Consider the following 19,893-nt stretch of genomic DNA (forward strand, 5'->3'; position numbering starts at 1 on the left):
TCCTTCATCGGCTCCTAGTACCAAGGCATTCACCATGCGCCCTTCATAACTTAACCTAAACAATCAAAGATTGTCTGATTAATTGAGTTAGCGATTATAATTCGTTAATTAAAACTCAAATAACGCGGTGTTCTCGGTTTATTGTTTTGTTAATAAAGAAATTAGATAGTATTTAGTTTTCAAAGTACAAGCTCTGAGGGTAAACCCCTCAAAACTAAACAAAGTTTCTTCGATGTGTAGGTTCCGTTTTATTCCTTAGAAAGGAGGTGATCCAGCCGCAGGTTCTCCTACGGCTACCTTGTTACGACTTCACCCCAGTCATCTGTCCCGCCTTAGGCGGCTCCCTCCATAAAGGTTAGGCCACCGACTTTGGGCGTTACAAACTCCCATGGTGTGACGGGCGGTGTGTACAAGGCCCGGGAACGTATTCACCGCGGCATGCTGATCCGCGATTACTAGCGATTCCGACTTCGTGTAGGCGAGTTGCAGCCTACAGTCCGAACTGAGAACGGCTTTAAGAGATTAGCTTACTCTCGCGAGTTTGCGACTCGTTGTACCGTCCATTGTAGCACGTGTGTAGCCCAGGTCATAAGGGGCATGATGATCTGACGTCGTCCCCACCTTCCTCCGGTTTGTCACCGGCAGTCTCACTAGAGTGCCCAACTTAATGCTGGCAACTAGTAACAAGGGTTGCGCTCGTTGCGGGACTTAACCCAACATCTCACGACACGAGCTGACGACGACCATGCACCACCTGTCATTGCGTCCCCGAAGGGAACGCCTTATCTCTAAGGTTAGCGCAAGATGTCAAGACCTGGTAAGGTTCTTCGCGTAGCTTCGAATTAAACCACATGCTCCACCGCTTGTGCGGGCCCCCGTCAATTCCTTTGAGTTTCAACCTTGCGGTCGTACTCCCCAGGCGGAGTGCTTAATGCGTTAGCTCCGGCACTGAAGGGCGGAAACCCTCCAACACCTAGCACTCATCGTTTACGGCATGGACTACCAGGGTATCTAATCCTGTTCGCTACCCATGCTTTCGAGCCTCAGCGTCAGTTGCAGACCAGACAGCCGCCTTCGCCACTGGTGTTCTTCCATATATCTACGCATTCCACCGCTACACATGGAGTTCCACTGTCCTCTTCTGCACTCAAGTCGCCCGGTTTCCGATGCACTTCTTCGGTTAAGCCGAAGGCTTTCACATCAGACCTAAGCAACCGCCTGCGCTCGCTTTACGCCCAATAAATCCGGATAACGCTTGCCACCTACGTATTACCGCGGCTGCTGGCACGTAGTTAGCCGTGACTTTCTGGTTGGATACCGTCACTGCGTGAACAGTTACTCTCACGCACGTTCTTCTCCAACAACAGAGCTTTACGAGCCGAAACCCTTCTTCACTCACGCGGTGTTGCTCCATCAGGCTTGCGCCCATTGTGGAAGATTCCCTACTGCTGCCTCCCGTAGGAGTATGGACCGTGTCTCAGTTCCATTGTGGCCGATCAGTCTCTCAACTCGGCTATGCATCATCGCCTTGGTAAGCCTTTACCTTACCAACTAGCTAATGCACCGCAGGTCCATCCCAGAGTGATAGCCAAAGCCATCTTTCAAACAAAAGCCATGCGGCTTTTGTTGTTATGCGGTATTATCATCTGTTTCCAAATGTTATCCCCCGCTCCGGGGCAGGTTACCTACGTGTTACTCACCCGTCCGCCACTCACTGGTGATCCATCGTCAATCAGATGCAAGCACCATCAATCAGTTGGGCCAGTGCGTACGACTTGCATGTATTAGGCACACCGCCGGCGTTTATCCTGAGCCAGGATCAAACTCTCATATAAAATATATAAGAACTTGAATAGCTCTCAATTATCTTTGTTATTAAGCGAATTGACTTCGCAAATGTTTTGCTTCAAATCACATCGTGATTGAAGACCCTACACATTTGATTCGTCGAAACTTTGTTCAGTTTTCAAGGGTCTACCTGTTGGCCAATCAAGCAGCCAGTCAACATATTCATTATAACATACATCAGATTAGCTTGTCAAGAAGAAATTTTAATCAATTTTGAATTTCTTTTGATTGATAACTCAATCAGCAACTTTATTAATATATCATATCGTCAATGGGATGTCAACAATATTTTTCAAATTATTATTGAGACTTTGCAGCTAAGTTAAATAAATCTAAGAAGCTACAAGCGATCATCCATCTCCCATCGCTGACAGGAATTTTATTATATCCTATCTCTAAATCCTTTGCAAGCATTTATTTTATTTTTTATGCATATCATTCAAAAATTGTTGAAGGTTTAACTCTTCATTAACTTTTTGGAACGTTTCGGTATTCCAACCATTACTACCTGTAACAATTAATTTATTATTATCAAGCGTTGCAGTAAGGGGATTAGTTACGTCACGATCTTCCAAATTTATAAGGTAGTGTTCTCCTTCTTTACGCCAAGTTAAGCTATCATTTGTATCCGGATTATTCTTATCTGCATAAACATACCGACCTGTTCCGTTTTCATTTAAGACAATAGCTGCACCGTCTTGATCATCTCGATACGATCCAACAACTTTTTCAGTCTTTGTTATTTTAGGCGAATCCTTCTTTACTACTTTATTATCACGAACTGGGTTAAGTTGCTTACTAGCAAACCGTTTATAATTTACCCCTAAAACTCCTAACAAGATTACCAGTAATATAGTAAATATAATTAACCCAATATGGGATCGTTTCTTTTTAGTACTTTTCACCATTATCACCCCATCCCTCCTAGTATTATCTCATCATTTCAGTAAATCTGTCACATCTTTTTTAGCTGATCTTTTCTTTTCTTCAAGTTGAATAAATTCTCGAAGGTATTTAAATGGAAAAGGAATTACTGTTAATTGATGGAATCGTACAAAATTCACCATCATCAGTTGAAGAAACTTCAAGATGTTTTCGGCCTCAATCGTAGCGAAACCACGCTCATTTAATTTAATGTTAGGCTGAAGTTGCCAGATGTGTGATGTCTTTGCAATTGACATATTCATATTTTTACTAATGGTTCCTACATTATAGTAAATAACATCCTGATCGTCGTTATCAACGAAATAATTAATATCGGTTAACCCAGAGAGATACTTTTGAACATGGGATTTTATTTTTGGTTTCACTTTCAAAACTAGTCCATATTGTTCATATAATTCATCCAATAATAAATTAATTGCAATTGGACTTAGTATTTTATTCTTCTTCATAAAATCAAATTCATTTTTTAAGTCATTGATGTTAAATGAATCTAGCTCTCTTTTATTAATGATAGAAATAAGATTTTGGTATTTAGTTCTGTAATTAGGGTAACTTTTACTTAAATCATTCAAAGTCCGTTTAAGTTCCGCTTTTGTTACTGATGAACAATTTTGATGACTAATCATCTCGTTGATATCGCTAAAAAGCTCAGCATTAGGCAAGGTAAAGATATTTTTCCTATTTAAATTGTAGAAAGTATTGGCAGGAGTTTTAATTAGGTACTGAAGATCTGCATCATCGGAATTAACAAATTTTGAGCTTTCTTGTAAATCTAACCGTCTCACCTCGAATTCATCACTATTAATCATTTTAAATAGATAGACTGCTTGGGTACCATAAGCTCCCTTTGCAACTTGATAAAACTCCCATCCCACCATTGAATCTGGTGAATGATACAGACTTAAGCTTCTTTCTTTCAAATCTTTCTTTATTATCAACTCTTTTAATGAATTAATTAACGTACTTCTTAGAGCACCCTTCCTAAAGGTATCAATTGTCAAATGTTGTACTATTGCCTGCTATAGTCTCTCGCATAATTATCTTTAACATCTTCATGAGTTTAGAAATACCGCTTATCATTAATCACCACTAGATTATATCCAAATTTATCTTCAACGGTCGGTCTAATATTGACTTTAACGGTTGGCAAAAGCTGAACCAACGCGGCCTTGATATCTTCTATCCGTTCATCCCTTGCAATCCGATTGTCGATTAAGTTTAACTGATTCGTCGCAAAGAATTCTTCGATATGCTTGTCTAACCAATCCCTGCCATGCTTCGTCTCGATTCTGTCTGCTAGGAGTTATGTAGATAATGACATCGGAGTTCTTACTTTTCATTAGCATGTCCGTTACCCACTGCAGACCACCCGTTGTTTTTCCAGAACCAGTTCGATTTTCAAATAATGCTAAACCTGGAAGCTGCTTTTCAGCAATTTCATTAAACAGCTTAACCGTTAAATTTTCCATTGGCACTATCTCCCTTCTAAAAAAGCAAAAAGGGCTCCTTGCTGATCAAAGAGTCCCCAAATAATAATTCAATAATTGCAATAAATCATATATGTTGCTGAAAGATAATTCATTTTACTTATTTGCTGCTATTTTCTTTCCCTTATTTACATAGTGAAGTGTACCAATCGGACCATCAACGTGAAGTTTGCCATTCTTATAAACAAGTTTGGTTACTGCCGCATTCTGCATTGGCTTTCCATCATATTTTTTAGAAATAGTTGAAAGATATTCATTAATTGACATTCCAGAACTAACAACTAAGACATTGCCGCCACCCTGTTCTTGAGTCGTTTTTGCAATGTGAAGCAATTCGGAATTCATCCGTTTTTGAACCTGAGCTGAACTTTCTGCCCGATCACTTTTAGCCAACTTGGTATTTTGCGAATTGTCCATATCAAGTTTGTGGTAGGCATCTTGGAGCTTATTCCAGTAATCTTTGCCTGTTGCTTGCTGGAACTGCTTGCCATCTTGATAACCATAAACATTAGCAATCTTCTGGTTATCAGCTTCAATACTATCTCCTTCAAAGCTGCCGTATCCGCCTTCACGTAACATTGGTGTGGTCGTAATCTTTGTATTTGGATTGGCAGAATACTTTAATGCTTGCTGTGCAGTAACTTCTTGCCGGGTTAAGTTACCCGTGTAAGCATGCTTAAATTTAATTCCCTTTAATCCATAGCCCAAATCATTAGCAACAGTAATTCCATTTTTGGTTAATGGAAAATCACTCGATCCTTGCACCCGTTGCATCACATTACCAGTAGTTTCCCCGTGACGTGTAAGATAGATTGTCACCTGCTTATCATTAGAGGCTGCATAGGTAGTAGCTGGAACCACCGTCATCGCAGAGCTCCCTAATAGTAAACCTGATAAAACAGCACACATTACTGTTAATTTTTTGAATTTCATTAAACTTTCCCCAATTCTTATCAGATTCTTTCAGCAACACCCTCATTTTACACATTTTTGTGAGCGCGTTCAATAACATTTTTGTCAAATTTTAAGAATAAGCATTTGCAATTGCTCTTTTCTTTTTCCTTAAAAGAATTACAATAGTCGTGAGGTGATGAGGATGAAAATTCTTGTAACGAAAAATAAAGAAGTAGCAAGCCAAAACGCCTTTGAACTTCTCCAAACAGATATTATTAACGGTGCTCAGGTACTTGGCCTTGCAACAGGGAGTTCTCCACTAGGTCTTTATCAAAAGATGACTAGTAGTTCAGCTGATTATTCCAACCTTATTTCTATTAACCTTGATGAATATGTCGGCCTCAAACCAACTGATCCGCAAAGTTACCATTACTTTATGGAGCATCATCTTTTCGCGCAAAAGCCATTTGCCAAAAGTTTTATTCCTGATGGCAGTAATCTGAACGCCACTGAAGTAATTAATCACTATAATAAGATTTTGGCTACTTATCCTATTGATACGCAAATTTTAGGAATTGGCAATAATGGTCATATCGGTTTTAATGAGCCTGGAACCCCTTTTGATAGCCAAACCCATAAAGTAAAGTTAACTCCTGCTACTATCAATGCCAATGCACGCTTCTTTACTTCAAGTAAGGACGTGCCAACGGAAGCCTACACGATGGGAATTGGTTCAATCTTGCAAGCAAAACATATCATCTTACTCGCATTTGGTGAGCAAAAAGCAGACACAATCAACAAAATGGTCAACGGTAAAATCACGACCGCTGTTCCGGCATCAGCTCTCCAACAGCATCCAAACGTAACAGTGATTCTTGATGAACAAGCAGCAAGCAAACTAGCTTAACCAGCACTTTTCTGTAAAGCTATGGTCTTGGCAATAATACCGACATCCGATTGGTTTAATCCGGCAATCATTTCCGCGTTATCTGCCGGGTAATCAATTACCTGACCATGATGAAGGGCAATTAACTGAATGAATAATTTAGTTGACCGGCCATTCCCTTCACGAAACGGATGAATATAATTTAGATCATTTAAGAGAGCAGCATAATCCTCAATGGTAGGCTGCTTTTTCTTATTCAATCGTCCAATTTCATCATTAATATATTTAATTGCATTATCAAAACGACCATATTCCAAAAAATCAAAACCTGCCTTTGAAATATAGTAGTTACGTAACTCACCCGCCCAGTCATAAAGCCAACCAAAAAGGAATTTGTTAATTGTCTGCAAATCTTCAAAGCTTTTAATTTTCGGTTGTTGTTGAAGAAGGGCCACTTCCCTTTCTGCTACACCACGATACTCAATTAACCTTAATTCATCCGCGTTTTTAATTGCAAACTTATTGCGGAGGGTTCCATTATCATATAAAAATTTTGCTTGAAGTTCTTCATCAGTCATCTTAATCACCAAATAATTGCTCAATTTCCATTAAAATTTCATCATCTGGATTTTCAGCACTCTCTTTTAATCGCCTTACATCTGTTGCTGTAGGCTCCCATCCCTCTAAAACATTACTTTCAACAGCAAACCGAACTTGTTGATAAGAAGAAGGTGTTTGGAACTGCACGTGCTGAATCGTTAGTTGATCATCGTCAGTATGCAGGTGAAAATCAAAGTCCTGAATCCGATCTAATAATTCTCCTGGACGCTCTCCTAAAGCATCTGCAAGTGCATTAAGAATCTGAATTGACCAGGTTGCAACGGGACGTTTAAGTGTTTCGTTAACCTGCGCAACGTCAAGGCCACTTTCTTGAGCAACAAATGTGACTGTCATATTATTGGTTTTTAAAATATTGATGATGTTTTCTGCCATATCTCTACTCCATTTTTACTTTATTGTTTCCATTATAGCGAGAAAATAAAATAATGAAAAATAGACTGCTAACTCCCACATAATGAAAGTAACAGTCTATTTTAAGCAATTAAGCATGTTTACGCTTGCGATCAATAATTGTCAATCCGGTTGCTGCCATTAATGAATTTCCGAGAAGAAGTAATGCAAGATCTTCATCGTTACCAGTTTGTGGTAAAGCTGCTTGCTGGTCAGTTGCTTTTTGTTTTTGGCCATTAATTGATGTAGGCGTCAAATTAATTAATTGATTATTAGCAGCTACGGTTTGTTGCTTAGATTGAGCATGTAATGTAACAGTTTCGGCGGGTTGACCAGCTGTTGTTGGCAAGGTTACTGTTGGAGATACCGGTTGGCTCGGAACTTCTTGAAGCTGATTTCCTTCAGTCTGGGAATTAGCATCGTTTTGAGTGTTCTGATTAGTTCCTGTTTGTGACTGTGAATCTGCGTCAGCCTTCGCTAATTGTTCAGCAGTCAAGTAAATCTTACGGTTCATTGTTGGTGCGGTAATTGGTTTACCATCATTAGTCATATCAGTAATATAATCAATAAACGCGTCTGTATCTTGCCCGACAATCCCGACAACTTTGGTACCCTTAAATGCAGAAAAGCCATCTCCGCCACCTGCTAAAAAGTCATTAATAACAACATTGTAAGTCTTATTCATATCAAGCGGTTGATTATGTTGGTCATAAACTTGAACGACCTTATATGGTTGGTTAGGATCGTTTTGGTCAGTATAAGTATAATGAAGTCCAGAAATTTGTAAGTAGTAAGCTTGATCTTCGTCATATTGTTGATTCAAGGCTTCAACTATTTGTGCCCCTGTCATTTCAACTACCCGCAAAATATTACCAAATGGTTGAACCGCTTGGGCACTTCCCCATGTAATGGAACGATCAGGATTAACATGCAGATCTGCACGAACACCGCCTGTATTAGTCATCGCAAAATCAGCTGGTAAGCCCACCTTATGAGCGGCATATAATTGACCATCGACAACTAATTCACCAACGGCATTTTCACGAGTAGGGGTATTATGTAGTCGTCCAAGAATATCGCCTGTGGTAGCAGCTTCCCCTATTTTCTTATTAATAATTGGTGCTACTCTATTGTTAGCATCTTCAACAATTGCTGTAACATTTGCATCTGTTTTGATATTAGGCGCATCCTTTTCTGATAATACAGGAAAGACATGCGAAACGAGACTATTCGGTGCAAAATCATTAGTTGTTGGATCGATGTAACCGATAATATCATCGTAAGCCTTACCTGTGTAAATGGCTTGCACTAATTTTACACTACCAACAGTAGCATTAGCATATTGGTGGGAGTGACCGGCAACATAAAGGTCGACAGAATTATCAGGGTCAATTTGGTAAAGCTTCTTAATGATATCAACAGCATTACCTTTAGTGCTGCCATCTTTATCCGTTGAAACCCCTGTATGGGCAAGAACTACAATTGCATTAACACCCTTTTTACGTAAAATTTGATCATATTTTGCAATTGTTTCAGCCTCGTCTAAAACATCATAATCTTTGTAATTATCGTATAAGGTTAAAATTGGTAGGGAAGTAATTTCAATCCCAATAAAGCCAATCCGAGCAACTTTACCATCACTAGTATGAATTTCTTTAATCAAGTATGGTTGCATTCCAAATGGGATTTGACCATCAGATTTATTTACAACATTGGCAGTAATGATATTAATCCCTGTTTTCACATGAGGATAGGCCATCTCAGCTTCATTATATTGTTTAGTAGGTTCACCACCATTAACAATCCGCATATACTCAGCTAAACCTTCATCAAACTCATGGTTTCCCAAAGTTCCTATTTCAAAATGCATTGCGTCTAAAGCATGCATAGTTGATTCGTCTTGAAGAAGAGCAGAATTTGCTGGAGAAGCCCCAACCATATCTCCGGCTTCTACCCGAATTGAGGTTCCTGTCGGATTAGCGTTCTTAAAACTTTCCTCTGCCGCATCAAGGTTACCAGCTAGGCGTGCAACTGTTCCGGCATTCGAATACGTCTTATCTCCAATCGTAGCTGATCCAGTGGTTTCTAACCCACCATGCAGGTCATTGATTCCTAAAATCTGAACTGGAATGTCATTTTGATATTTGGCTAGGTCAGACCAATCAGTAGTCGTTTGCGGAGTACTTGCTTCATCCTTATTAGTCTGGACCATTGGCGTAACATTGCTATGGGCAGTTTCACCATTAACTGTTGTCCCAGTCATATCCGCATGAACACTATTAGCTTGGAAATATAATCCTAACAATGCTGTCCCTAACAATAAACAATATTTTGAACTATTATTCTTCATAAAAAACTCCTCTATAAATATACAATGGACAATAGCCTAAAAGCTGTTTTAATTTTATCATGACCAAAAGTTAATTTTTATAGTAATTTCGACGCTTATGTAAGGGTATACAACAAGACTAGATTAACTTTTTAAATTGACTTTTATATGATATGATCTTAGAGGGGAAAAACACCTATTAAAGAAAATGGGGGGGAAGTATACTGTGAGAAAACTAGCAACAATCTTTACTAGCTTTTTTGCTGGAATATGTTTATTTATTATTCCAATTAACCAACATTCAGTACTTGCCAGTGATTTACCACTCACCGTTAATATCCCAGACGGTAAGAATGCGCAAGCGACAAGCAAAGGGATTAAGATTGATACTGAAGCAGATGGATCTATCACTTTTTCAGGAAAGACTGAAGCCAATGCAACCATTAAAATTGTAAAGCATGGCGGAAACAACGGTCGCTATACTGTCGAAGCCGATGATAATGGTAATTTTAGTAAGAGTCTAAAACTTGCTACTAGTACCAAGAAGTGTCGTTTCGATATTACTGCCACTAACGGTGATGATGATAAAAGCGCCAAAACAAGTTTTACTGTTACTAATACTACTTACGTAAAACCAGTTGTTGAAAGCGAATCATCTTCAGAAATATCATCTAGCAGCAGTAGCGAGGAAAGTTCAGCAGTTAATACAAGCAGTAGTTCAACTGCACCATCGAATAACGGTGATATGCGAACCGATCAGGCCGGTATGATCGTTGGTAATGCTCGTTCAAAAATCTACCATACGCCTGATCAGCAAGGCTATCATATGAATTCAGCAAATGCGGTATATTTCAACTCAGAAGCAGAAGCGCAAACCGCTGGATACCGCAAATCATTAAGATAAATAATTTCAAAGTCATTATTGCCCTCCCCACAATAATGGCTTTTTTATATTATAAGAAAAAGCTAAGAAGAATTTCCTAGCTTTTAAAATGAAGGCCTACTTGACTGTGGAAGATAATATGGAGTTAAAGAGCATTAAATGCATTTTTTAGGCCTTCACTTAAATATATACGTAAAAAGATAACATTTGCACTTTTTATTTTAAAAAATAAAGATCTCCTATCTGGTGGTACGTAAAAAAAGAGCAGATAAGAGATCTTTACATTAAGATTTGTGGGAGAAGAAAGAGAGCAAGACAGGAATCACCTGTTACTTCATTTTTTGACGCGAACCTAGCCTTTGGAGGTCACGCAAACATCAATAGTCACCAACAGCTTTGCCAAGCAATGATAGACCATTATTGTACTACGCTGTCATCTTGTTATGAAAGCAACTTGACTCATGTCACAGCTCCCATTAAGAAAGTGATTGCAGACGAAGACAGCAACTAATGGGGAAAGGAGTCTATGAACGAACAAGTCTTCATCTCGCAAATCACCTCCCCTATAAATATATATACGCAAAAAACTAATTTTTGCACTTTTTATTTTTAATCTTTTTATCTAATTTCATCATCGCAAATTTAAATACTGTTTTGAACTTATATTTCATGCTGGTATGCGACATAACTACGGCCATTTCTTGATCGAACAATTAACTGATCTGGAATTTGCTCCTCAAGTTCAGTGATATGACTGATAATTCCAATCATCCGGTGGCCTTCAAGTTCTTGAAGGGAATGAAGAGCATCTTCAAGAGCTTGCTGATCAAGGGAACCAAATCCTTCATCGATAAAGAGCGCATCAATCTTAATTCCCCCACTTTGCTCTTGGACAATCTGGCAGAGAGCTAAAGCAAGAGCAAGCGAAGCCATAAAACTTTCACCACCAGAAAGCGTCCGGGCACTTCGCGTTCTGCCAGCATTATCATCATATACATTAACTTCAAGCCCACTCCACTTGGCACCGGCCCCATGACTTTCCGTTGCTAATTCAAACTGGTAGCGACTATTAGTTAACCGGTCTAACTGAATATTGGCTGCTACTAAGACATCTTGAAAATATGCCTGTAATACATACCGTTCTAGGCTAACGTGATTTTCGGTATTCCCAGTCACAACATCTGTTAATGTTTGTAATTCATTAATTTCTTGATCAAGTTTTCCAGTTTTTTCGACTGCCTTAATAATCTTTTGATCCGTTTCTTCTAATTGCTTATACTGAGCAGTTAACTGACCAATTTCTTGCTGATATTGCCGAAGTTGTTCACGCTCAGCATTAAGTTTTGTCTGCGTTGATGTAATATCTGGCATGGGATGACTATTGATGGCCTTAGTCAACCGCTCTTGTTGGGACTGATTATCCTGGACTTGATTCTCAAAGGTCGTTACCTGTTCACGTAAAGATGACAATGTTGCCACTTGTTCACTAGCTTCTTGCCAGAAATTCCATTTAAGTTGGACATCATATTGGGCTAAAAGATTCACAAGATATCGGTGTAAGTTATCCTGTTGCGTCGTTTGGGTGGCAAGTTCTTCTTTAGTCTGGTCGATCCGACTATTTGTCCCTGCTAATTTTTTGGCATTTTCTTGTCGTTGTTGTTGCAATGACTCAAGCTGGTTATTAAAGGCTTTGATCTTTAGTTGATCAGTTTGAATTCGCTTGTCAGCAGCTTCTTTAGTAGGAAATTTTGCTGGTAAAGAAGCTGCTTTTTCTTTCAGAATAGTCTGCTTGGCGATTAAATCCTGTTTGCAGCGGTTCACACTTTCGTCTATTTTATCTAATTCTTCTTGAGAGAACTTGGATTCTTGTTGCAATTCTTCCTCTTCTTGGCGCCATTCTTTAACCTGTTGTTCTATTCTATCGAGGTCAGTCTTCATTTCTGCTAGTTTTTGAGCGTGACTTTCGATTTGTCCCTCCCAATCACTCGGTAATTCATTATCCCCTAACAGTTCAGCTAAATTCGCCTGCCGAGTTTCTACCTGTGTTGTTAAGTTCGCAATTTGGGCAACGCTTTGGCGAACTTGCTCTTTTAACTGGTCAAGCCTACTACGGTTTTGTTGAGCTTTAACGGTTGCCGCTTTAACTTGCGCTTCCGTTACCAATTCACCATCATCTGCTAAGCTTGCCGGATGGGGGTGGTCAAGTGATCCACAAATTGGGCAAGGGGTGGCCGGCTTTAATTTTTGAGCAAGAATGGCAATTTGGTGACGGGCAAAGCGATCATTTAAGTCATCCAACTCACCTTGCGATTTTTGAACGAGTTTTTCAGCATCCCCCTGCTTTTGCTCTAATTTCGCGCAATTTTTCTTTTCAGATAAAAGTTTTGTTTCTAATTGCTTTAAATCTTTTCCAGCAGTCGTTAATTTTTCCTGAAGGCCTTCTTGTTTTGCTATGTAAACTTGAACCTCACCCAAGTTTTCATGCTCTTTTAAATTATTAGTAACAACCGTCAATTGCTGTTGAGCGTCTTGCAACTTCTTCTGGGAAGCAGCTTGCTGTTTTTCCTGCTGCTTTAAGTTTGTTTGTAGTTCATCGACAGCTGATTTTAGCTTATCTCGATCATCGAAGAATGGGAGTTTATTCGTCAAGTCGGCGACCTCAGTTTGAAGCTGATCAATTTCTTCTTGCTGCTTACTCGTTTGTTGTAGGTCGGTTTCAATTGTTTGCTGTTGCTTTTGAAGGTTGCGCAGGTCCTCATGGAGAAATTTATTGTCTAACGTTAATTTTTGGAGACGTTTTTCGCCATCTTTCCACCGTTGATATTCTGTCTGGTGTTCTTGGTACCATTCAAGGACTTTTACTTGCTGCTTTGTTTCTTGGATCTCTCCCGCTTGAGCTTGCAGTGTTTTTCCAACCTTGATAAGTTCAGCTAACTCCTCAATATTCTTCTTCAACTCTTGCTCAGTATGAAGTTGGGCATCAAGCTGATCAACTTTCTTTTGCTGTTGCTGCTCATCATCGCCCAAGTGTTCAAGATTAGCTTTTAGTCGGGATAAGTAATTTTTTGCTTCCGCTAACCATTCTTTAGTTGTTAATTGCGCATCAATCGCGGTTACTGTTTCCTTTAATGATTGAAGTTTTGTTTCTTGAGTCGTCAATGACTTCTTCTGTTCACGCAAATCATTTTTTAGCTGCGTTGCCCACTGCTCATAACGGGACGTATTAAAGAGGTCACGTAGAAGGGCTTCCTTAGTATTGCTATCTGAATCAAGAAACTGCCGAAACTTTCCTTGAGGGAGAAGGACAATCTGCTTAAATTGATCACGGGTCAGATTGAGCAAGTCAGTAATAAACGTGTCTGCCTCCTTGATTTTAGTGATTTTCTGGGGATGATCGCTTTCAAGCGGGTAAATAAGATCAACGGCTTGATTATGTTCAACCAAATTGTCGCGGCGTCCCTTTAAAACCTGTTTAGGACGACGCATAATTTGATATTTAAGGTCTTGGTGTTCAAAGGTAAACTTCACCATTGTTTCTTGATCAGCTGGTGCGAAATCAGAACGCAAAGCAGCAGCCGACCGATCACGATCATTGGTTGTTTGACCAAAAAGCGCATAACACATTGCATCAAAAATCGTGGTTTTCCCTGCACCAGTATTCCCTGCTACCAGAAATAAGGAACGCTCTGTGAACTGCGTAAAGTCAATCACTTGATGCTCATACGGTCCAAAGTAATGTAGTTCAATCGTTAATGGACGCATCCTATTCCTCCCCTTTCATAATTTGAGTCAAAGCCTTTTCTGCCCACTTCTTTTGGCGGTCAGTTAAATTATTTCCCATCGTTTGGGAATAAAAATCCGCAAGCAAATCAAGAGGCGATTCCTGAGCACGCTTTTTACTAAGGTTGAGTTGAACCTGCTTGGCCTGATGTGTCCGGTGGAGGCTGACAATCTTCGGATAATATTCGCGTAACTTGTTTAACACATCGGGGATTCGTTCTTGGTCGGTCAATTCAATGTCATAAAAATCTTCTCGTAATGCTTCTTCAGGTTTTGTAGCCAGTTCAGCAAAACTCCCTTTCAAAAGGTGAATATCATGAACCGGCGATAGCGGAACCCATTCGGCCTTAAAAGGTGCCGTCTCAACAATCCAAACGCCTTTTTCTTGCTTGGCTTCCGATATTGAAAACTTCATTGGTGAACCACTATACTTAACTTTTTCGTCATTTAAAGCATTGCGGTTATGAAGGTGACCAAGAGCAACATAATCAAAGGGAGCTAAAACATCTGTCGTAACTGCACTCAATCCGCCAACCTCAATCAAAGTTTCAGAATCAGCCGTTCGCTTACTTCCAGCCGCAAAGAAATGGGCGACAAGGACATGCCTTTTATCAGGAGCAAAATGCTTTTCCATCTCAGTTGTAATCCGCGCCATCGCATCATTGACATTTTTAATCTTGTCATCATTAAAATAGTTGCGAACTTCTTGAATCCCAAAGAATGGCAATAAGAAAAACTGGGTATCCTTGATTGTGACCGAAGTAAAAGCGTCATTAATGTTAGTGTTTAAGAAAAATGACTGGTAAGCAAACCAATCAGTCCCCGTACTCAAGCGGACCGCTGAATCATGGTTCCCACTGATTGCCAGTAAAGGAAAATGATCAGCCAGGTTTAAGTCTTGCAGCATCTGGTTTAAAAGCTTAACCGCTGCTTCATTGGGCACGGACCGATCATATAAATCCCCGGCAATCACTATCGCATCAACTTGCTGGTCTTTGGCAATTGCTTCAATCTGCTTAAAGGTTGCTAGCTGATCATCAAGCAAGCTAAAATCGTTTAATGTCTTGCCAATATGCCAATCAGCCGTATGTAAAAAACGCATAATTTCCTCCAAAAAGTAGTGTCTCTAATATTATATATACGCAAAGAATCGTTAAATCCACTTAAAATCTTGCATTTTACAGAAGTGAGGCTGGGAGAAAAATTTTCTCTCAGCCTCACCTTTTTTCACGAATAATACGTGGAACTAGCTTCTTAACTAAGTGGTTCAAATTTACCAAATGCCTCATTACTATCAGCGTTTCGGCATGGAAGATAGCCATATTGACCATCTGCGCGGGGCTGACGTAACCAAACATAGCCATTATGACGTGACCAGGCATTATAATTACGGATTCGCCCACCACTCTTTGCTTTCGTTAAAAAAGCCATAGTAAAAACTACAGCTTTTTAAAATAACCCAAATAATTTCTTACGCTGCTGAATCTTCTTAATCTGATGACGACCAATTTCATCCCCGTTAATGATAGCTCGCGCGTTATCTTGGTATTCTTGAGCAACGTCAGCGCCAAATTCACGCGATAATTTGTCAAAGGCCTGCCGCATTTCGTATTTTCGTCCTGGAAGGTCATGAGCATCAGAAGCAAAAATATATCCTTGACCAGCCGCAATCAGATTTTTACTGAATTTTTCGACTTTTTTACCAAATGTACCAACATAGGAACTAGCGGTGATTTGTGACAGGCACCCTTTTTCCAACATTTGATAAAGCAAGTCTGGTTCAGCCATGATCTTGGTATTTCGTTCAGGGTGAACAACCACTGGTGTAATTCCCCGTTGTTGAAGGTTAAAAATCATCTGATTAGTGTAATGAGGGACATCATTGTCTGGAAATTCCAGCATCATATACTTTCCACTCTCATCAGCAAATAGAATATCATCATTATCAAGAGCTTCAATTAGCTGACCATTAATTCGCACTTCTTGTCCAGAAAAGACAGTTAGTGGAATATTATTTTTCTCCAGTTCTTCCTGAAATTCTTTTGTTCGCGCTAAAACATCTTGTTTATGGTTTACATAGTGTCCGTTCATATGGTGAGGGGTCAAAAGTGCATGGGTAACCCCGTTTTCTGTTGCTTCTTTTGCAAGTCGCAATGAAATCTCCATACTTTTCGAACCATCATCAATCCCCGGCAAAAGGTGACAATGCAAATCAACCATTACCATTCTTCTCATCCTTTTTTTCACATATTAATATTTTAAGTATAGCAAGTTATAGCGGGATTTTATAGGGACTTAGGACAAAACTTCACAAAACCTATATTATTTGAGGATGTTGAGAAGGGTCTCCTTGTTGATGACGGCATTTGCTAGCTCATTTCCTGAAAGAATAGAATTAGCAAGAGCTGCTTTTTTCTGTTGCATTTCAACAATCTTCTCTTCAATTGTGTTTTGTGCAATCATTTTATAAATCGTTACGTTATTCTTTTGACCAATACGATGAGCCCGGTCAGTCGCCTGATTTTCAGCTGCAATATTCCACCACGGGTCAAAATGAATGACAACATCAGCACTCGTAAGATTTAACCCCGTTCCTCCTGCTTTCAGAGAAATTAAGAAGACGGCTGGCTGATCATAGGAATTAAATTCATCAACAAATTGTAAACGATCTTCTTTCTTTGTCTTTCCTTCAATCACAAAGTACTTAATTCCTGCATTAGCAAGTTTTTCTTTTAAGATTGCTAATGCCGATGTGAACTGCGAGAAGAGTAAAATTTTATGATTATCTGCCATTTCATCTTTAATTAAATTCATAGTTGCCTTAATTTTTCCCGAAGGACCACTGTACCCCCTATCTAACAATTGAGGACTGCAACATAGTTCACGAAGACGAGTAATTTCTGCCAAGACTGCTAATTTATTCTGCTGAAACTCTTCATCATTCTGTTTTTGAATCTGTCTTATCAATCTTTGAGCCCGTGCCTGATATAGACTTTCTTGTTTACCAACCATGGGCGTTAAAAATACCTGTTCATTTTTCATCGGTAAATCATTAAGGACATCTTTCTTCACACGACGGAGCATGAATGGTTGTACCAAACGTTTTAAGTCGTCCTGAGCTTGCTCATCCTGATTTTTAATAATCGGTCCTTCATACTGTTTGCGGAACTGCTGATAAGAACCGAGAAAGCCAGGCATCAAGTAGTCAAAAATACTCCAAAGTTCGCTTAACCGGTTCTCAATTGGAGTTCCGGTTAAAGCAAAACGCTGCTTAGCATTGATCGCTTTGACTGTTTTAGCGGCAGCAGTTTAGGGATTTTTAATGTATTGGGCCTCATCAATAACTTCAATATTAAAGAGATGCCCTTCATAAAAATCAATATCTCGTTTAGCGGCATCGTAGGAAGTAATAATGATATCCCTTTCTGTACTTTGCGCAAACTGTTTCCGCCGTTCAGCTTTACTACCATCAAGAACAGTTACTTTAAGATCTGGCGCAAACTTTTTAAGCTCGTTTTGCCAATTATAGATAACTGCTGCTGGGGCAACAATTAAATTCTGTCCGTTTCCTTGTTCACTTAATAGAACAGTAATAATCTGCAGGGTCTTGCCTAGTCCCATCTCATCCGCCAGCAGTCCACCAAAATGATACTTCATTAAGGTTATTAGCCACTGGACACCATCATATTGGTAGGGACGCAATGTTGCATGAAGATTTGCCGGCACCTTAAAATCTTTCTGCGGAGTTTTAACATCAGTAACTAGCCGGCGCAATTCTGAAGTAGTACGATAATTCAATGCTTCTTGGTGGGATAAAAGATCATCAAGATAAAGAGCACGATACACCGGCAATTTAAGTTCTTCCGCAGTAAAATCACGTGATGAGATTCCCATTTTGCGCAATGTCTCAACTAATTCAGTTAGCGAAGGTTCATCCATCTTCAAGGTTTTCTTGCCCAATTGATAGTACTGTTTATGCGGCCGGAAATCTCTTAGAATTTGCTTGATTTCTTTAGCGGTTAGTTGATCATCACCAAAATCAAACTTTAAAAGGCCAGAATCAACGGAGATACCGACACTTACCTTAGTAAACGGCTGTTTGTATAACCCATTAAATGCAGGAGTAGCCTTAGTAATTCCTATTTCTTGCAATTCATTGACGCCAGTTGCTAGCAAATTTGTTGCCTCATCAACTAACAGAACTGCTCTAGTCTCGGTTTGATTAAGCTTAGTGAAATATTTAGCTAGTACCTGTTCAACTCTTTGCATCAAAAATTGCGGAAGGTCATCAATTTTCTTAATTTTTTGTGTTTTTCCATCAATTTCAGTTGCCAAGTCACAATAAATTTGTTCGTCATGATAATCCAATAAGAAAACTACTGTTGGTAATGGAGGTAAAAACTTTGATAAATCGCGATCTTGGGGCATCTCGACTGAAAACATCGACTGAATCTTGGGTAACACATAGCGGTAAAACTCAGCCATAGTATCAACACCAAAAACAAGGTCACTGGTTACTGGAAAAACAGGGTCTAACTTATCAGGGGCTATTCCTGTAAAAGCAGTCCAGGTATGGTCATCAAGGTGGTAATAGGCTGCCTGTCCACGAATAAGGTCAGCCGGAAGGTCAACACTAACATCAATGTAACGACTTGGATCGTCATCAGCACCATTTGCTTTAATTGAAACTGCCGCTTTTAATGCACGTTCTTCACGTTTAATAGGCACTTTCCACCGATTATAAAGTGTATTACCAGCCCTTAATATTTGGTCGACTTCATCCATAATAACACCAGCCAGAGGAAGTTCATTTTTCACGGATGCTTCGTAATAACCATCCCTCGTTAAATCAGCCGTCGATGATAGTTTGATGATCAAGTCTAACCATTGTTTACTATCTTTATCAAGGTTTTCGGGGATAATTTGCTGATCAAAGAACTTTCCTAAATGAAGCCGCTCACCACGGGCAATCCCATTTGTTAAGGTTGTCAAGTTTGGAAACTTATACATATGGTCTGGTACACCTGCCCGGAAGTAAAGGTATTGACCACCATCGTAGTATTCACCGATATTAGCAGTAATGATCGTCTGACTATCAGGATCGCGATCAAGAAAATTAGCTAGCATTTGCCGGGCCGCTTCATTAGTATTCTCTTCAATATTATGTTGATCAAGGTACTTTAACAAGTAATAAAGGGCAACCATTTCAGCAATCTGTTGTCCTTCTCTTGTCTTTATAAAGTCTACCTGGACGTCCACAATCATTTCTCGATTAAAAGCAACTAGCACTGAAAAGTAATATTGTTTAAAACGCCCAGCCACTGAATAATTCCACTTAGCTCCAGGAATTGTGAAATAAGCATCTGCAGCTTTAATTAGGATCTCAGAAATGATTTGAACATCGTCAAGATTAGTAAAGACATGTTCAATCAGCCGTAGCGGAAAGACTTCTTTACTTAGAAAACTTTGCGGATCAACTGGTAAACGGTTTGGCGGAAAAGCTGATTGAAAAACCTCCCCTAATGATTTTTGCGGTTCAATATTTGCCGAATCATCATCAATCGCCTCTAAAACCGCAGCCATGTGTTTACAACGATGATTATCCTGCGCATAGGGACAATCGCAGTGAACGTTGGAAAACTTCCCATTATGGTATCTACCAGTTACTTTATAAGCCCGACTTCCTTCGACAATTGCAGAAAAATTATCGTCTTCATCGATTATTAAGTTTTTAACTTTATCGCGATAGTAGTAATCCCTACCCCGTTCATAAATTCGTTGTGCAAATAGATTACGCCAGTTACTCATGTATTGATCCTTTCAAATATTA

Annotated in this window: 14 protein-coding genes, 2 rRNA genes and 1 pseudogene (1 of these 17 cut by a window edge); 2 read left to right on the plus strand and 15 right to left on the minus strand. The window is 39.4% G+C overall.

The window, feature by feature from the left end:
• The 6 genes from LREU_RS05380 to LREU_RS05405 form a co-directional block, all read right to left on the minus strand.
• Window positions 1–56: ribosomal RNA gene (locus LREU_RS05380) — 23S ribosomal RNA — on the minus strand (it extends 2,866 nt beyond the left edge of the window).
• A 203-nt stretch (window positions 57–259) separates the two neighbouring features.
• Window positions 260–1,835: ribosomal RNA gene (locus LREU_RS05385) — 16S ribosomal RNA — on the minus strand.
• The 16S and 23S rRNA genes sit together here, the layout of an rRNA operon.
• A 432-nt stretch (window positions 1,836–2,267) precedes the next feature.
• Window positions 2,268–2,756, minus strand: a complete 489-nt coding sequence (locus tag LREU_RS05390) for a lipocalin/fatty acid-binding family protein (protein ID WP_003667086.1) — start codon at window positions 2,754–2,756, stop codon at window positions 2,268–2,270.
• Window positions 2,757–2,786: 30 nt separating this feature from the next.
• Window positions 2,787–3,794, minus strand: a complete 1,008-nt coding sequence (locus tag LREU_RS05395) for a hypothetical protein (RefSeq protein ID WP_003667085.1) — start codon at window positions 3,792–3,794, stop codon at window positions 2,787–2,789.
• A 186-nt stretch (window positions 3,795–3,980) separates the two neighbouring features.
• Entirely contained in the window at window positions 3,981–4,262 is a 282-nt protein-coding gene (locus LREU_RS05400) for a hypothetical protein (RefSeq protein WP_003667084.1), read from the minus strand.
• A 114-nt stretch (window positions 4,263–4,376) separates the two neighbouring features.
• The gene (locus LREU_RS05405; RefSeq protein WP_003667083.1) at window positions 4,377–5,213 is read right to left on the minus strand and encodes a histidine phosphatase family protein; all 837 of its coding nucleotides are present in this window, start codon (window positions 5,211–5,213) and stop codon (window positions 4,377–4,379) included.
• A 163-nt stretch (window positions 5,214–5,376) separates the two neighbouring features.
• Here LREU_RS05405 and LREU_RS05410 point away from each other — a divergent pair, with 163 nt between their 5' ends.
• Window positions 5,377–6,081 carry a glucosamine-6-phosphate deaminase gene (locus tag LREU_RS05410; RefSeq protein ID WP_003673269.1) on the plus strand — a complete coding sequence of 235 codons (705 nt, stop codon included), beginning with the start codon at window positions 5,377–5,379 and terminating at the stop codon, window positions 6,079–6,081.
• On the opposite strand, the gene LREU_RS05415 is transcribed toward LREU_RS05410, so the two are convergent.
• The 3 genes from LREU_RS05415 to LREU_RS05425 all read right to left on the minus strand — a co-directional run bounded on the left by LREU_RS05415 (window position 6,078) and on the right by LREU_RS05425 (window position 9,421).
• Window positions 6,078–6,638, minus strand: a complete 561-nt coding sequence (locus tag LREU_RS05415; protein ID WP_011953477.1) for a Fic/DOC family protein — start codon at window positions 6,636–6,638, stop codon at window positions 6,078–6,080. The two genes, LREU_RS05410 and LREU_RS05415, sit on opposite strands and share 4 nt — an antisense overlap.
• A gap of 1 nt (window position 6,639) precedes the next feature.
• Window positions 6,640–7,053 carry a helix-turn-helix domain-containing protein gene (locus tag LREU_RS05420; protein WP_003667079.1) on the minus strand — a complete coding sequence of 138 codons (414 nt, stop codon included), beginning with the start codon at window positions 7,051–7,053 and terminating at the stop codon, window positions 6,640–6,642.
• Window positions 7,054–7,162: 109 nt separating this feature from the next.
• Window positions 7,163–9,421, minus strand: coding sequence for a bifunctional metallophosphatase/5'-nucleotidase (locus LREU_RS05425; RefSeq protein WP_003667077.1), 2,259 nt, complete (start codon window positions 9,419–9,421; stop codon window positions 7,163–7,165).
• Window positions 9,422–9,626: 205 nt separating this feature from the next.
• On the opposite strand from LREU_RS05425, the gene LREU_RS05430 reads away from it, so the two are divergent.
• Window positions 9,627–10,304, plus strand: a complete 678-nt coding sequence (locus LREU_RS05430) for a sunset domain-containing protein (RefSeq protein WP_011953478.1) — start codon at window positions 9,627–9,629, stop codon at window positions 10,302–10,304.
• 639 nt (window positions 10,305–10,943) lie between these two features.
• On the opposite strand, the gene LREU_RS05435 is transcribed toward LREU_RS05430, so the two are convergent.
• The 6 genes and pseudogenes from LREU_RS05435 to LREU_RS05455 all read right to left on the minus strand — a co-directional run.
• On the minus strand, window positions 10,944–14,045 hold the full coding sequence (locus LREU_RS05435) for an AAA family ATPase (protein ID WP_003667074.1): 3,102 nt from the start codon (window positions 14,043–14,045) through the stop codon (window positions 10,944–10,946).
• Window position 14,046: 1 nt separating this feature from the next.
• Entirely contained in the window at window positions 14,047–15,165 is a 1,119-nt protein-coding gene (locus tag LREU_RS05440; RefSeq protein ID WP_003667073.1) for an exonuclease SbcCD subunit D, read from the minus strand.
• Between the two features lie 152 nt (window positions 15,166–15,317).
• The gene (locus LREU_RS10465) at window positions 15,318–15,494 is read right to left on the minus strand and encodes a hypothetical protein (RefSeq protein ID WP_003667071.1); all 177 of its coding nucleotides are present in this window, start codon (window positions 15,492–15,494) and stop codon (window positions 15,318–15,320) included.
• An 18-nt stretch (window positions 15,495–15,512) separates the two neighbouring features.
• Entirely contained in the window at window positions 15,513–16,289 is a 777-nt protein-coding gene (locus tag LREU_RS05445; RefSeq protein WP_003667070.1) for a tyrosine-protein phosphatase, read from the minus strand.
• A gap of 96 nt (window positions 16,290–16,385) precedes the next feature.
• Window positions 16,386–16,925: a DEAD/DEAH box helicase gene (locus LREU_RS10535; RefSeq protein WP_258411342.1), complete on the minus strand. Its 540-nt coding sequence runs from the start codon at window positions 16,923–16,925 to the stop codon at window positions 16,386–16,388.
• A 9-nt stretch (window positions 16,926–16,934) separates the two neighbouring features.
• A pseudogene (locus LREU_RS05455) lies at window positions 16,935–19,871 on the minus strand (SNF2-related protein); the annotation flags it as partial.
• Window positions 19,872–19,893: the final 22 nt, after the last annotated feature.

It is taken from the genome of Limosilactobacillus reuteri subsp. reuteri, assembly GCF_000016825.1.
In the GTDB taxonomy this organism is placed as follows: domain Bacteria; phylum Bacillota; class Bacilli; order Lactobacillales; family Lactobacillaceae; genus Limosilactobacillus; species Limosilactobacillus reuteri.